The sequence below is a fragment of the Streptomonospora halophila genome, assembly GCF_039542725.1.
Lineage (GTDB): Bacteria > Actinomycetota > Actinomycetes > Streptosporangiales > Streptosporangiaceae > Streptomonospora > Streptomonospora halophila.
Genome location: NZ_BAABIK010000027.1, coordinates 14,252 through 27,091, shown reverse-complemented (window position 1 = coordinate 27,091; position 12,840 = coordinate 14,252). Strand labels below are relative to the sequence as shown.

At 73.5% G+C, this 12,840-nt stretch carries 10 protein-coding genes; 4 read left to right on the top strand and 6 right to left on the bottom strand.

Annotated elements, in window-relative coordinates:
• Nucleotides 1-394: 394 nt before the first annotated feature.
• The 5 genes from pgl to tkt all read right to left on the bottom strand — a co-directional run bounded on the left by pgl (nt 395) and on the right by tkt (nt 7,449).
• Complete coding sequence (gene pgl / locus ABEA15_RS20150; protein ID WP_344144116.1) at nt 395-1,177, bottom strand: 6-phosphogluconolactonase; 783 nt, start codon at nt 1,175-1,177, stop codon at nt 395-397.
• Nucleotides 1,174-2,100: a glucose-6-phosphate dehydrogenase assembly protein OpcA gene (locus ABEA15_RS20145; protein WP_344144119.1), complete on the bottom strand. Its 927-nt coding sequence runs from the start codon at nt 2,098-2,100 to the stop codon at nt 1,174-1,176. Before ABEA15_RS20145 ends, pgl begins: the two co-directional genes overlap by 4 nt.
• A gap of 73 nt (nt 2,101-2,173) precedes the next feature.
• Nucleotides 2,174-3,703, bottom strand: a complete 1,530-nt coding sequence (zwf, locus tag ABEA15_RS20140; RefSeq protein ID WP_345558294.1) for a glucose-6-phosphate dehydrogenase — start codon at nt 3,701-3,703, stop codon at nt 2,174-2,176.
• Between the two features lie 229 nt (nt 3,704-3,932).
• The gene (gene tal, locus ABEA15_RS20135) at nt 3,933-5,039 is read right to left on the bottom strand and encodes a transaldolase (RefSeq protein ID WP_344144121.1); all 1,107 of its coding nucleotides are present in this window, start codon (nt 5,037-5,039) and stop codon (nt 3,933-3,935) included.
• Between the two features lie 289 nt (nt 5,040-5,328).
• Nucleotides 5,329-7,449 (bottom strand): transketolase, encoded by a 2,121-nt coding sequence (tkt, locus tag ABEA15_RS20130; protein WP_345558237.1) that lies wholly within the window; start codon nt 7,447-7,449, stop codon nt 5,329-5,331.
• Between the two features lie 613 nt (nt 7,450-8,062).
• Here tkt and ABEA15_RS20125 point away from each other — a divergent pair.
• A complete protein-coding gene (locus ABEA15_RS20125; RefSeq protein WP_345558235.1) occupies nt 8,063-9,052 on the top strand; it encodes a heme o synthase in 990 nt (329 codons plus the stop codon).
• 167 nt (nt 9,053-9,219) lie between these two features.
• Complete coding sequence (locus ABEA15_RS20120; RefSeq protein ID WP_345558233.1) at nt 9,220-10,596, top strand: PrsW family intramembrane metalloprotease; 1,377 nt, start codon at nt 9,220-9,222, stop codon at nt 10,594-10,596.
• Here ABEA15_RS20120 and ABEA15_RS20115 read toward each other — a convergent pair.
• Nucleotides 10,538-11,608 carry a COX15/CtaA family protein gene (locus tag ABEA15_RS20115; protein ID WP_345558231.1) on the bottom strand — a complete coding sequence of 357 codons (1,071 nt, stop codon included), beginning with the start codon at nt 11,606-11,608 and terminating at the stop codon, nt 10,538-10,540. The two genes, ABEA15_RS20120 and ABEA15_RS20115, sit on opposite strands and share 59 nt — an antisense overlap.
• A 144-nt stretch (nt 11,609-11,752) precedes the next feature.
• Here ABEA15_RS20115 and ABEA15_RS20110 point away from each other — a divergent pair, with 144 nt between their 5' ends.
• Both ABEA15_RS20110 and ABEA15_RS20105 read left to right on the top strand, forming a co-directional pair.
• Nucleotides 11,753-12,139, top strand: coding sequence for an ArsR/SmtB family transcription factor (locus ABEA15_RS20110; protein WP_344144133.1), 387 nt, complete (start codon nt 11,753-11,755; stop codon nt 12,137-12,139).
• Nucleotides 12,140-12,149: 10 nt separating this feature from the next.
• On the top strand, nt 12,150-12,797 hold the full coding sequence (locus ABEA15_RS20105; RefSeq protein ID WP_345558229.1) for an SRPBCC family protein: 648 nt from the start codon (nt 12,150-12,152) through the stop codon (nt 12,795-12,797).
• The last annotated feature ends 43 nt before the right edge of the window (nt 12,798-12,840 follow it).

The following is a 12,840-nucleotide window of genomic DNA, read 5'->3' as shown; positions in this document are numbered from 1 at the left end:
TGTTCGTGGACTTCCTGCTCAACGACAAGAGGGCCGGCGAGCTGATCCTGGCCGACCGCGGCCTGCCCGCCAACACCGAGCTGCGCGAGCAGCTGATGAGCGAGCTGCCCGAGGCCGACCAGGAGAGTGCGGACTTCCTGGCCGACATCGAGGACGACGTCGCAGGCGCCGTCCCGCCGCCGCCCATCGGCGCGGGCGACGTCGTCGACATCACCATGCGCATCAACGAGGACCTGATGTTCGGCGACATCACCCCCGAGCAGGCGTCCAAGCGCTGGATGTCGGAGGTGAAGGACGCCACCGGAGGCGAGTGACCCCTCCTCTCGCCGCGTCGGCGCCCGCGCCCCCGGAGCAGGGGGCCGGGCGCCGACCCGTTCCGCGGCCCGGCCGGCGGCTACATCTGGCCGGGCGCGGCGAACTCCTCGGGCAGCCGGGCCGCCGCGTCGCGGTCGAGCAGGAACAGCGTGCGCGAACGCCCCCGCGCGCCCGCCGCCGGGACCTGGGTGGGGCCGGCGCCGCTGAGGGCCAGGCGCACGGCGTCGGCCTTGCCCTCGCCCGAGGCCAGCACCCACACCTCCCGGGCCGCGCGGATGGCGGGGAAGGTCAGCGAGATCCGCGTGGGCGGCGGCTTGGGCGCGCCCCGCACCGCCACCACCGAGCGCTCGTCCTCGTACAGCGCCGGCTGTTCGGGAAACAGCGAGGCGACGTGGGAGTCGGGGCCGATGCCCAGCAGGCACACGTCGAAGGTCGGCACCGGGCCGTGGTCCTCCGGCCGGGCGGCGCGGGCCAGCGCCGCGGCGTAGCGCTCGGCCGCGTACTCGGGGTCGGCGCCGTCCGGCCCGTCGGAGGGCGGCATCGCGTGCACGCGCTCGGGGTCCGCCGCAACGTGGTCGAGCAGGGCCGAGCGCGCCTGTGTCTCGTTGCGCTCGGAGTCGCCGTCGGGCAGGAACCGCTCGTCGCCCCACCACACGTCTAGGCGGCGCCAGTCCACGGCGTCGCGGACGGGCGCGCGGGCCAGTTCGGCCAGCACGGCCACGCCGATGCCGCCGCCGGTCAGCACGATCGAGGCCGAACCGCGCGCCGACTGCGCGTCGACCAGCACCGTCGCGATGCGCGCCGCCGTGGCCTTCGCCAGCGCCGAGGAGTCGCGGTGCACCACCGCCGTCGGGCCGCTCACGCCGGCTCCTCCTGGCGGTCGAGCAACGCGGCCATGTGCTTGGCCGTGCGCTCGTAGATCTCGTCGGCGTCGAGCCGGCGCAGCTCCTCGGCCAGCGACTCCGAGGCCCGCCGCCGGGCCAGCGCCACCGACTGCACGGGCTGGTCGAAGCGCGCGAGCGTGGCGACCCGCCCGTCCTTGCGCTGCAGCGAGATGTCGCCCTGCTCGGTGGTCAGCCGCGCGCCGGTGATGCCCGGCCCGTCGGAGTGCCCCCGCTCCACACGCACCTGCAGCTGGTCCGACAGCCAGGCCGCCAGCAGGTCGGCGCTGGGGTAGTCGGGCTCGCCGGTGACCTCGGCCGACTCCACCCAGCCGACGGGCTGGTCCATGGTGCTCGCCAGCAGCGAGCGCCAGGGCGTCAGCCGGGTCCAGGTCAGATCGGTATCGCCCGGCTCGTAGTTGCGGATGCGGCCGAGCAGGTCGCCGACCGGATCGGCGGCGCGCAGCGCGTCGGTGATGCGCCGGTGCGCCAGCCGCCCCACCGGGTCGCCGGCCGGGTGCTGGGGGCCGACCCCCGGCCACCAGGCGACCACGGGGGAGTCGGGCACCAGCAGCGGCGTCACCACCGACCCCGGGTGGTCGCCGAGAGCGCCGTACAGGCGCAGCAGGATCGCCTCGCCGGGACCGGAGGTGCCGGGCCGGCGGATCTCGGCGTCGATGGAGGGCTCGGCTCCCGGATCGCGCCGGATCAGCGCGAGGATGCGCGAGGGGTGCTCGCGTCCGGCCTCGGTGGCGGCGCGCACGGCGTCGTAGTGGTCGGCCTCGTCGGTCACCACGATCAGCGTCAGCACCATGTTCAGCGCGCCGCCGCCGATGCTGTGCCGCTCGGCCGTCAGCGCCTCGGTGATCTCGGAGGTGGTGGTACGCGGCAGATACAGCGTCATCGGGTTCGCCTCCCCAGGGGCGTGCGAAGGAGTGGCCGGGGGGCCGCGGTGGTCCTGAGAACGAGCGCCGCGGTCACGGCCGCCTCCACTGCCGGCCGTCGCGTGCCAGCAGCTCGTGGCCGGACCGCGGGCCCCAGCTGCCGGACTCGTACTGCTCGGGCTGGCCCTGCTTGGCCCAGAACTCCTCGACGGGGTCGAGGATCCGCCAGGACAGCTCGACCTCCTCCTGGCGCGGGAACAGCGGCGGGTCGCCGATCAGGACGTCGAGGATGAGGCGCTCGTAGGCCTCGGGGCTGGACTCGGTGAAGGACTGGCCGTAGGCGAAGTCCATCGTGACGTCGCGGACCTCCATCGCCGCGCCGGGCACCTTCGACCCGAACCGCAGGGTCACGCCCTCGTCCGGCTGGATGCGCAGCACCAGCGCGTTCTGCCCCAGGTCCTCGACGTCGGTGGAGTTGAACACCTGGTGCGGCGCCCGCTGGAACACCAGCGCCACCTCGGTCACCCGGCGGCCCAGGCGCTTGCCGGTGCGCAGGTAGAACGGCACCCCCGCCCACCGGCGGCTGCCGACACCCAGCTTCATCGCCGCGTAGGTCTCGGTGGCCGAGTCGTCGGGGATGCCCTCCTCGGCGAGGTAGCCCTCCACGTGCTCGCCGCCCTGCCAGCCCGGCGCGTACTGGCCGCGCGCGGTGCCCGATTCCAGGTCGGAGGGCAGCTCCACCGCCGAGAGGACCTTCTCCTTCTCGGCGCGGATCGCGTCGGCGCTGAAGGTCACCGGCTCCTCCATCGCCACCAGCGCCAGCAGCTGCAGCAGGTGGTTCTGGATCACGTCGCGGGCCGCGCCGATGCCGTCGTAGTAGCCGGCCCGGCCGCCCACGCCGATGTCCTCGGCCATGGTGATCTGCACGTGGTCGACGTAGTTGCGGTTCCACAGCGGCTCGAAGAGCGTGTTGGCGAACCGCAGCGCCATGATGTTCTGGACGGTCTCCTTGCCCAGGTAGTGGTCGATGCGGAAGACCGAGTGCGGCGGGAACACGTCGTCGACCACCGCATTGAGCTCGCGCGCACTCTGCAGGTCGTGGCCGAAGGGCTTCTCGATGACCACCCGCCGCCAGGCGGCCCCCTCGGACTCGGCCAGGTTCGAGCGCTTGAGCTGCTTGACCACCGTGGGGAAGAGCTTGGGCGGCAGCGACAGGTAGAACGCGTAGTTGCCGCCGGTGCCGCGGTCGGCGTCGAGCTGCCGCACGGTGCGGGCGAGCTCGTCGAACGCGGCGTCGTCGTGCAGCTCGCCGGCGACGAACCGCAGGCCCTCGCTGAGCTGGCGCCACACGTCCTCCCGGAACGGCGTGCGCGCGTTCTCCCGCACCGCCTGGTGCGCCTCGGCGGCGAAGTCCTGGTCGGCCCAGTCGCGGCGGGCGAAGCCCACGAGACCGAAGCCGGGCGGCAGCATGCCGCGGTTGGCCAGGTCGTAGATGGCCGGGAGCAGCTTCTTGCGGGCGAGGTCGCCCGTGACCCCGAACAGCACCAGAACGCTCGGCCCGGCGATGCGTGGCAGGCGGCGGTCCAGTTCACTGCGCAACGGGTTCGGGATCGCTCCCGGCATCACCGGTTCTTTCACCGTCGACTCCTGTGTCGTCGTAGTGGCTGTGCGCCGCCGCCCAATCCGGCCCCCGGGGCCGGAGCCGGGGCCGCGGCGCCGGGCCCGTCGTCTCGCCCCGCCGTGCGTCTCGCCCGCGCCCAGGCGACCGGCGGGCACGCGGTGCGCGCACCCGCTGGGGCCGCCGAGGGCGGCGTCCGGCTGCATCCGGCGGCCCAGGCCGCCGGACGCGGGATCAGCTGTGCCGGTCGAGCTGCTCGGAGACCCGGCCGAGCAGGCCCTCCCAGGACTTGGCGAACTTGTCGACGCCCTCGTCCTCCAGCGTCGCGGTGACGTCGTCGTAGTCGATCCCCAGGGCCTTGAGGCCCGCCAGGTCCGCGCGCGCCTGCTCGTAGTTGCCGCGCACGGTGTCGCCGGTGATGTCGGCGTGGTCGGCCGTGGCCTCCAGGGTCTGCTCGGGCATCGTGTTGACGGTGCCCGGCGCCACCAGTTGGGCGACGTAGCGGGTGTCGTCGTAGGCGGGGTCCTTGACGCCCGTGGAGGCCCACAGCGGACGCTGCGGCGTGGCTCCGGCCGCGGCCAGGGCCTTCCAGCGGTCGGTGGCGAAGGCCTCCTCGTAGGCCTCGTAGGCCAGGCGCGCGTTGGCGATGGCGGCGCGGCCCTTCAGCGCCTCGGCCTCGTCGGTGCCGATCTTCTCCAGCCGCTTGTCGACCTCGGCGTCGACCCGGCTGACGAAGAAGGACGCGACCGACTGGATGCGCGAGACGTCGTGGCCGTTCTCGCGGGCCTGCTCCAGCCCGGCCATGAACGCGTCCATGACGCCGCGGTAGCGGTCCAGCGAGAAGATTAGCGTGACGTTGACGTTCACGCCCTCGGCCAGCGCGCGCGTGATCGCGGGCAGGCCCTCGGCCGTGGCCGGGATCTTGATGAACACGTTGGGCCGGTCCACCAGCCACCACAGGGCCCGGGCCTCGGCCACGGTCCGCTCGGTGTCGAGGGCCATGCGCGGGTCGACCTCCAGCGAGACGCGGCCGTCGATGCGGCCGGTGGACTCGTAGGTCGGGCGCAGGATGTCGGCGGCCCAGCGGATGTCGTACCCGGTGATCGCGCGGACCGCCTCGTCGATCGACACCTTGCGCCGCGCGAGGTCGCGCAGCTGGTCGTCGTAGGCGTCGCTCTCCTTGAGGGCCTTGTCGAAGATGGTCGGGTTGGAGGTGACCCCGACCAGGCTGCGTTCGCTGATGAGCTTCTGCAGGTTGCCGGAGCGCAGCCGTTCGCGGCTGATGTCGTCCAGCCAGACGGCCACGCCTTCGGCGGACAGTGTCTGAAGCGGGTTCGTCATGACTTCGCTCTTCCTCGTAGCTGTCCCGCCCGTCACCCGCCGCCGCCCCGGGAGGCGACGCTGCGCGTCACGGGTTTTCCCTGTCACCCGCCGCCGCCCCGGGAGGCGACGCTGCGCGTCACGGGCTGCGCGTCACGGATTCCTTGTTGACTTGTCGTCTGCCCGCGGTGGTCCGGCCTCCGCCGGACCACCGCGGGCGGCGCGGGGGCGGGCTCCCGGGTGCGGGCCCCGGACACCCGGTCCGTGCCGCCCTTCCCAAGAAGTCCCCGCCCGCCTTATCGATTCCCGATCAGTTCCCGGTCGTCGAGCCCTGCTCGCCGCCGAGCTTGGCGACGCTGGCGTGTACCGCGGCCACTACCCGGTCAGCCGTCAGACCGAACTGCTCGTAAAGGGTTCCGTAGGGCGCGGAGGCGCCGAAGTGCTCCAGGCTCACGGCCTCGCCCGCGGGACCGATGAACTCGTGCCAGCCCAGCGCGATACCGGCCTCGACCGAGACGCGCGCCTGCACCGACGGCGGCAGGACGCTGTTGCGGTAGGCGGTGTCCTGGGCCCGGAACCACTCGACGCTGGGCATCGACACGACACGGGTGGGCGTGCCGGCCTCCTCAAGGCGCTCGCGGGCGTCCAGCGCGACGGCGACCTCGCTGCCCGTGGCGATGATCAGCGCCTCAGGGCTGCCGCTGCCGGCCTCGGCCAGGACGTAGCCGCCCTTGGCGGCGTTCTCGGCCGGGGCGTAGCGCTCGCGGTCCAGGGTCGGCACGTTCTGGCGGGTCAGCGCGAGCGCGGTGGGGCGCTCGCCCTTGGCCAGGATCGACCGCCAGGCCACCGCCGTCTCGTTGGCGTCGGCCGGGCGCACCACGTCCAGGCCGGGGATGGCCCGCAGCGCCCACAGGTGCTCCACCGGCTGGTGGGTGGGGCCGTCCTCGCCCAGCCCGATCGAGTCGTGGGTCCAGACGTAGGTCACCGGCAGGCCCATCAGCGCCGCCAGCCGCACCGCCGGGCGCATGTAGTCGCTGAAGACCAGGAACGTGCCGCCGTAGGGCCGGGTGGGCCCGTGCAGCGCGATGCCGTTGAGGATGGAGCCCATGCCGTGCTCCCGGATGCCGAAGTGCAGCACCCGGCCGAACCGGTTGCCCGAGAACGCCTTGGTGGAGTACTCCTCCGGGATGAACGACGGCTCGCCCTTGGGGGTGGTGTTGTTGGAGCCGGCCAGGTCGGCCGACCCGCCCCACAGCTCGGGCAGCACCGGAGCGACGGCGCTGAGCACCTCGCCGCTGGCCTTGCGGGTGGCCACGCCCTTCTCGTCGGCGTCGAAGACCGGTAGGGCCTTCTCCCAGCCCTCGGGCAGCCGGCCGGCGTGGAGCCGGTCGAACAGCTCGGCCCGCTCACCGGCGGAGCCGTGCCAGGCCGCGAAGGCGGACGTCCACTCCGCGTGGTCGGCGCGCCCCCGCTCCACCGCCCGGCGGGTGTGGGACAGCACGTCCTCGGGCACGTCGAAGGAGGCCGCCGGGTCGAGGCCCAGCTCGCGCTTTGTGGCGGCCACCTCCTCGGCGCCCATCGCCGCGCCGTGGATTGCGCCGGTGTTCTGCTTGTTGGGCGAGGGCCAGCCGATGATGGTGCGCAGCCGGATGAACGAGGGCCGCTCGGTCTCGGCCTGGGCGGCCGTGATCGCCCGGTGCAGCGCCTCCACGTCCTCCTTGTAGGCGCCGCCGGCGGTCCAGTCGACCTCCTGCACGTGCCAGCCGTAGGCCTCGTAGCGGGCCGCGACGTCCTCGGAGAACGCGATCTGGGTGTCGTCCTCGATGGAGATGTGGTTGTCGTCGTAGATGAGCACGAGGTTGCCCAGCTTCTGGGTGCCCGCCAGCGCGCCGGCCTCGTGGCTCACGCCCTCCTGCACGTCGCCGTCGGAGCAGATGGCGTAGACGAAGTGGTCGAAGATGCTGTCGCCGGGCGCTGAGGCGGGGTCGAACAGCCCGCGCTCGCGGCGGGCGGCCATGGCCATGCCCACGGCGTTGCCGATGCCCTGCCCGAGCGGGCCGGTGGTGGTCTCGACCCCCGGTGTGTGGCCGACCTCGGGGTGGCCGGGCGTGAGGCTGTCCCACTGCCGCAGGCGCTTCAGCTCGTCCAGGCCGAGCCCGTAGCCGGCCAGGTAGAGCTGGATGTAGAGCGTGAGGCTGGAGTGGCCGCAGGAGAGGACGAAGCGGTCGCGGCCGACCCAGGAGGGGTCGGCGGGGTCGTGCCGCATGATCTTCTGGAAGAGCAGGTAGGCCGCCGGAGCGAGGCTCATCGCGGTGCCGGGGTGGCCGGAGCCCGCCTCCTCGACGGCGTCCATCGCGAGGGCGCGGACCGCGTCCACTGCGCGCCGGTCCGGTTCCGACCACTCAAGGGACTTGGAGGTGTCGATGTTCACGCGGGCTCAGGGCTCCTTTCGCGCATTCAGCAGAACCCGGGCGCGCGCCGCCCGGGATGGTGAATGTGGGGTTGTCCAGGGTCGCGGTGGCCTGAAATCCCGCGGGTGCCGGCGCACGGGTGCCGTGGGAGGGGGGCCGCCGGGCCGCCAGCGCCGGCGGCGGACCGGGGCCCGGGCCGGGACCGGGGTGCCCGCCGGGGTGACACGTGCGACCGTGTGCGAGCCTATCGTTCCCTGTCGGGATGGCCTATGTCCGACACGTCTCATCGCGCCGGGCCCCTCCTGGCGGCCGTGCGGGGCGGGCCCGCGCGGCGGCTGTGCGCGGCACCCCGGTGTGTGCGACCCTGCCACCGCGGCGGCGGCGCCCGGCAATGGGCCGCGCTCCGGAGCGACCGGCGGGGGACCCCGGCGAGGTGCGCCCGGGGGAAGTACTACAGTATGTCGTTGACGGGGTCGTCCTCGGCGCGCTGCCACCGCCGGTACGGACGGGCCCCGCTGTGGCGAGCAGAGCAGACCCCTGAGTTCCGTTGAGGTAGAGCGTGTCAGTGTCCGGAGTGCCGAAGTCCCCCGAATCCGCGGTGCCCGGGGCGGCATCCGCCGTGCGGTGGTACTGATGGCGCTCTCCGAGCCTCCCGCGCACGAGTCGGCGGACGGAACGGCCGCCGACGCGCCCGGCGAGCCCGCCGGCCGCCCCTCGCCGGGTGCCTCCCTGCTGGCCCACGTGCGCGCCTACGTCGCCCTGTCCAAGCCGCGGGTCATCGAGCTGCTGCTGATAACCACCATCCCCGTGATGTTCGTGGCCGCGTCGGGGGTGCCCCCGCTGGGCACCGCGCTGGCCACCCTGGTCTTCGGCACCATGTCGGCGGCCAGCGCCAACGCGATCAACTGCTTCATCGACCGCGACATCGACCAGGAGATGCGCCGCACCCGGCGGCGCCCGGTGGCGATGGCCCGGGTGACGCCGCTCGGCGCGCTCGTATACGGGCTGGCGCTGGCGGTGGGCTCCACCGCGGGGTTCGCGCTGCTCGTGAACCTGCTCTCGGCGGCACTGTCGGCGTTCGCGATCCTGTTCTACATCTTCGTCTACACGATGCTGCTCAAGCGGCGCACCGCGCAGAACGTCGTGTGGGGCGGCATCGCCGGCTGCATGCCGGTGCTGATCGGCTGGAGTGCGATCACCGACCGGTTGGACTGGGCGCCGTTCGTGCTGTTCCTGGTGGTGTTCTTCTGGACGCCGCCGCACACCTGGGCGCTGGCGATGCGCTACCGCGAGGACTACGCCGCCGCCAAGGTCCCGATGCTGCCCGTCGTGGCCACCGAGCAGCGCGTCATGCTGGAGTGCGTGCTCTACAGCTGGGCGACGGTCGTGACCTCCCTGCTCCTGTGGCCGGTCGCCGACACCACGCCGTTCTACGCGCTGGTCGCGCTGGCGCTGGGAGCGGTGCTGCTCGTGCAGGCCCACCGGCTGCTGGCGCGGGTGCGCGCCGGCGTGACGGGGCCGAAGCTGTCGACGATGGGCTTCTTCCACCTGTCCAACGCCTATCTCGCGCTGCTCTTCTGCGCGGTCACCGTCGACCCGCTGCTGGCCGGCCTGCTCGACTGAGCCCGCGCGGCCGGCCGCCGCACAGCGTCGCGTCAAGCCCCGCCCGGTGGCCGGTAGTGGCCGCCGCCGAGGCCGGGCCGGAATCACCCCGGCACTTCGGCGATCGCGCTGATGGAGCGGCTGTCGCCATGCCTGCGCACTCCCGGAAACCACTACGATCTGAGGCCATGCCCGCACTAGACGCGAAAGCCATCCTGGAGGGCCGCAAACCCGGCCGCCGCTCCGTCGGACTCACCATCGGCATCATCATCAGCGTGCTCTGCATGCTGGCCATGATGGGCTACCTGCTGTGGTCAGGCCTGGCCGGCGGCGGCGTCGCCGGTGTCGTGGGGTTCGTCATCAGCCTGGTCGCCGCGATCATCCCCGTGGCGATCCTGGTGCCCCTCATCCTCACGCTCGACCGGCTCGAACCCGAGCCCGGGATGGTCCTGCTCTTCGCGTTCCTGTGGGGCGCGGGCGTGGCCGTGGTGGTCTCCTTCATCCTCAACACGGCGGGCATGGCGCTCGTGACGGTCCCCGCGTTCGGGCAGTCCATGGGCGACTTCGTCTCGACCGCGGTGGGTGCTCCGCTGGTCGAGGAGAGCGCCAAGGGCCTGGTGCTGCTCATCCTGCTCTGGCGGCGCCGCTACGAGCTCGACTCGCTCACCGACGGCGTCATCTACGCCGCGATGGTGGCCACCGGGTTCGCCTTCACCGAGAACATCCTCTACTTCCTCAGCTCCTACATGAGCGAGGGCGCCTTCGGCCTCGGCTTCACGTTCGTGCTGCGCGGGCTCGTCTCGCCGTTCGGCCACCCGCTCTACACCTCGATGATCGGCATCGGCGTCGCCTACGCCGCCATCAACCGCGGCGGCGGGCGGCTGTTCGCACCGGTGCTGGGCTGGCTCGGCGCCGTGGTGCTGCACGGGCTGTGGAACGCCTCCACCGCCTTCGGCTGGATCGGGTTCGGCATCGCCTACGTGGTGCTGTTCTTCGTGCTGGTGTCGATCATCGTGCTGGCCGTGCAGGACCGCCGCCGGCAGGTGGCCGCGATCGCGCACTTCCTGCCTCCCTACGTCTCCACCGGCCTGGTGACCCCGGCCGACGTGCGCATGCTCAGCTCGATCCCGGGGCGCCGGGGCGCACGCTCGTGGGCGCAGCGCAACGCCGGCCAGCGCGGGCGGCGGGCGATGAAGGACTACCAGCTGGCGGCGACCGAGCTGGCGCTGCTGCACCAGCGCCTGGCGCGCGGAGTGGCCCGCCCGGCCTGGCAGGAGCGGCGCGACAGCTTCCTCGCGCTGATGCACGCGGCGCGCACGGCGTTCCTCGGCCACATGCAGCAGCCGGTCGTCCCGGCCTGGGCCCCCCAGGCGACCGACTCCGGTTTCCTGCAGCGCGCCGACTTCGCGCACGTCATCGCCCAGGCCCAGCAGCAGCGCGCCGCCCAGGGCCAGCCTCCGCCGCAGGGCCCTCCGCCCGCGCCGGGCGCGCCCGGCGCCGGGCCGCCTAGTCCCGGGCAGCCGCCGCATCCCCCGCAGCAGCCGGGGCCGGGCGGGGGCTGGTGACCTCCACCCGCTCGGCGGTGGCGAAGTAGACGCGCAGGACGGCCACCCACACCAGGCCCGACCCCAGCACGTGCAGCACCACCAGCCATTCCGGCAGGCCGAGCAGGTACTGGGTGTAGCCCAGCGCGCCCTGGGCGAGCACGGCCGCCAGCAGCAGCCGGGCGGCCGTGCGCAGCGGGGCGGGCGCGCGGCGCACGGTGGAGGCGACCGCCAGCGCGGCGCAGCCCGCCAGCAGGGCCCAGGCCAGCCCGGAGTGGATGCGGGCGACCGCCACCATGTCGAAGCCCCAGCGCGGAGCGTCGGCGTCGCCGCCGTGCGGGCCGGTGCCGGTGACCACCGTGCCGGCCACCAGCAGCGCGAACCCCAGCGGGAGCAGGGCGGTGGCCAGCAGGCGCACCGGCCGGGCGACGGTGGGGCGCAGCAGGCCCCGCGGCTCGCGGCAGCGCACGTAGTAGGCCACGGCCGGCACCACGACCAGCATCGACAGCAGGAAGTGGGACGCCACCGAGGCCGGGTGCAGGTCGCTCCAGACGGTGATGCCGCCGACCACGGCCTGGCCGAGGACGCCGAGCGGGATGAGCGTGGCGTAGGCGAGCAGGTCGCGGCGGCGGGGCCGCATGCGCAGGGTGGCGATGAAGACGATGACGCCCACGGCCAGCACCAGGAACGTCAACGTGCGGTTGCCGAACTCGATGGCGGCGTTGATCGCCGAGTGGCCGGTGTCGACGGGGACGAAGCTCTCCTCGGTGCAGCGGGGCCACTCCGAGCAGCCCAGGCCGGAGGAGGTCACCCGCACCGTCGCTCCGGTCACCGCGATCCCGACGTTGACCACGATGTTGCCCAGGCCCCACCAGCGCAGCGCCGCGGTGGTCGGCTGCCACACGGTGCGCGCCAGCAGCGCCAGGACGACGACCCCGACCACGGCCAGCGCGATCTGCCAGGCCCACAGGGGCAGGTTCAGCAGGAGGATTTCGTCGGCCGCAAAGGGGGCCGGAGCTGGGAGACCACGCATACGACAGACTGTAGTACCTCCTGCCCGGGCCCCGGCACGGGGACGGCGGCCCCGGCCCGGGTGCGGTTCGGGTGCGGCTCGCGGCGTCCGCGACACGGGTACGTGAATGCTTGCTTATATAAGCCGCGGCCGTAAGTTGGCGCCATGAACGCGTTCGACGTGCTCGGCGACCCTGTGCGCCGCCGCATCCTCGAACTGCTCAGGGAGGGGGAGTCGACCTCCGGAGCGATGAGCGCGGTCATCTGCGAGGAGTTCGGAATCGGCCGGCCCGCCGTCTCCCGGCACCTCAAGGTGCTGCGTGAGACCGGGTTCGCCACCGTGCGCCGGGAGGGGGCGCGGCGGTTGTACGCGGTCGACTCCGGGCCCCTGCGCGACATCGACGTATGGCTTGACCGGTTCCGCGGCTTCTGGGAGCCCCGCCTCGACACCGTGGGCGCGGAGCCGGCCCGGGCCGGGCGCGCGCCGCCTCCGCGAGCGCCGCGCCGGCGGGGACGGGACGCACCCGAGCCGGACCACCACCGAGGCTCGTGAGGAGACCACAGTGATCGACGTAGACCACCAGATCAGCGCAGTACGCAGGCGTCTGGGTACCCGGATGCTCGACGCGGGCGAGGCGCGCGTGCTGACCATCGGCCAGACCTACGAGGTGCGCGTCGAGGACGTCTGGGACGCCTTGACCAACCCCGAGCGCATCCCGCGCTGGTTCCTGCCCGTCTCGGGCGACCTGCGCGAAGGCGGCCACTACCGGCTGGAGGGCCACGCCGGCGGCACGATCACCGCCTGCGACCCGCCCACGTCCTTCACCGCCACCTGGGAGTCCGGCGGCCAGGTCAGCTGGATCGAGGTCGGCCTGGCCGCCGAGCCCGCCGGCACCCGGCTGGAGCTGGTCCACATCGCCCACGTCGACGACGAGGCCTGGGAGTCGTTCGGCCCGGGTGCCGCGGGCGTCGGCTGGGACATGGCTCTGATGGGGCTGGGCGAGCACCTGGCCGGCGGCGAGAGCGCCGACGCGGCCGAGATCGAGAGCTGGATGGCCTCCGACGAGGGGCGGCGGTTCGTCGAGCTGAGCAGCGACCGGTGGCGCCGGGCCAACGTCGAGTTCGGCACCGGCGAAGAGGCGGCCCGCGCCGCCGCCGACCGCACCACCGCCGCCTACATCGCGACCGAGGAGCCCGAGGGCCGGGGCTGAGCGGGCGCCGGGTCCGGTCGGCGGACCAGGCCCCGGCGCCGCC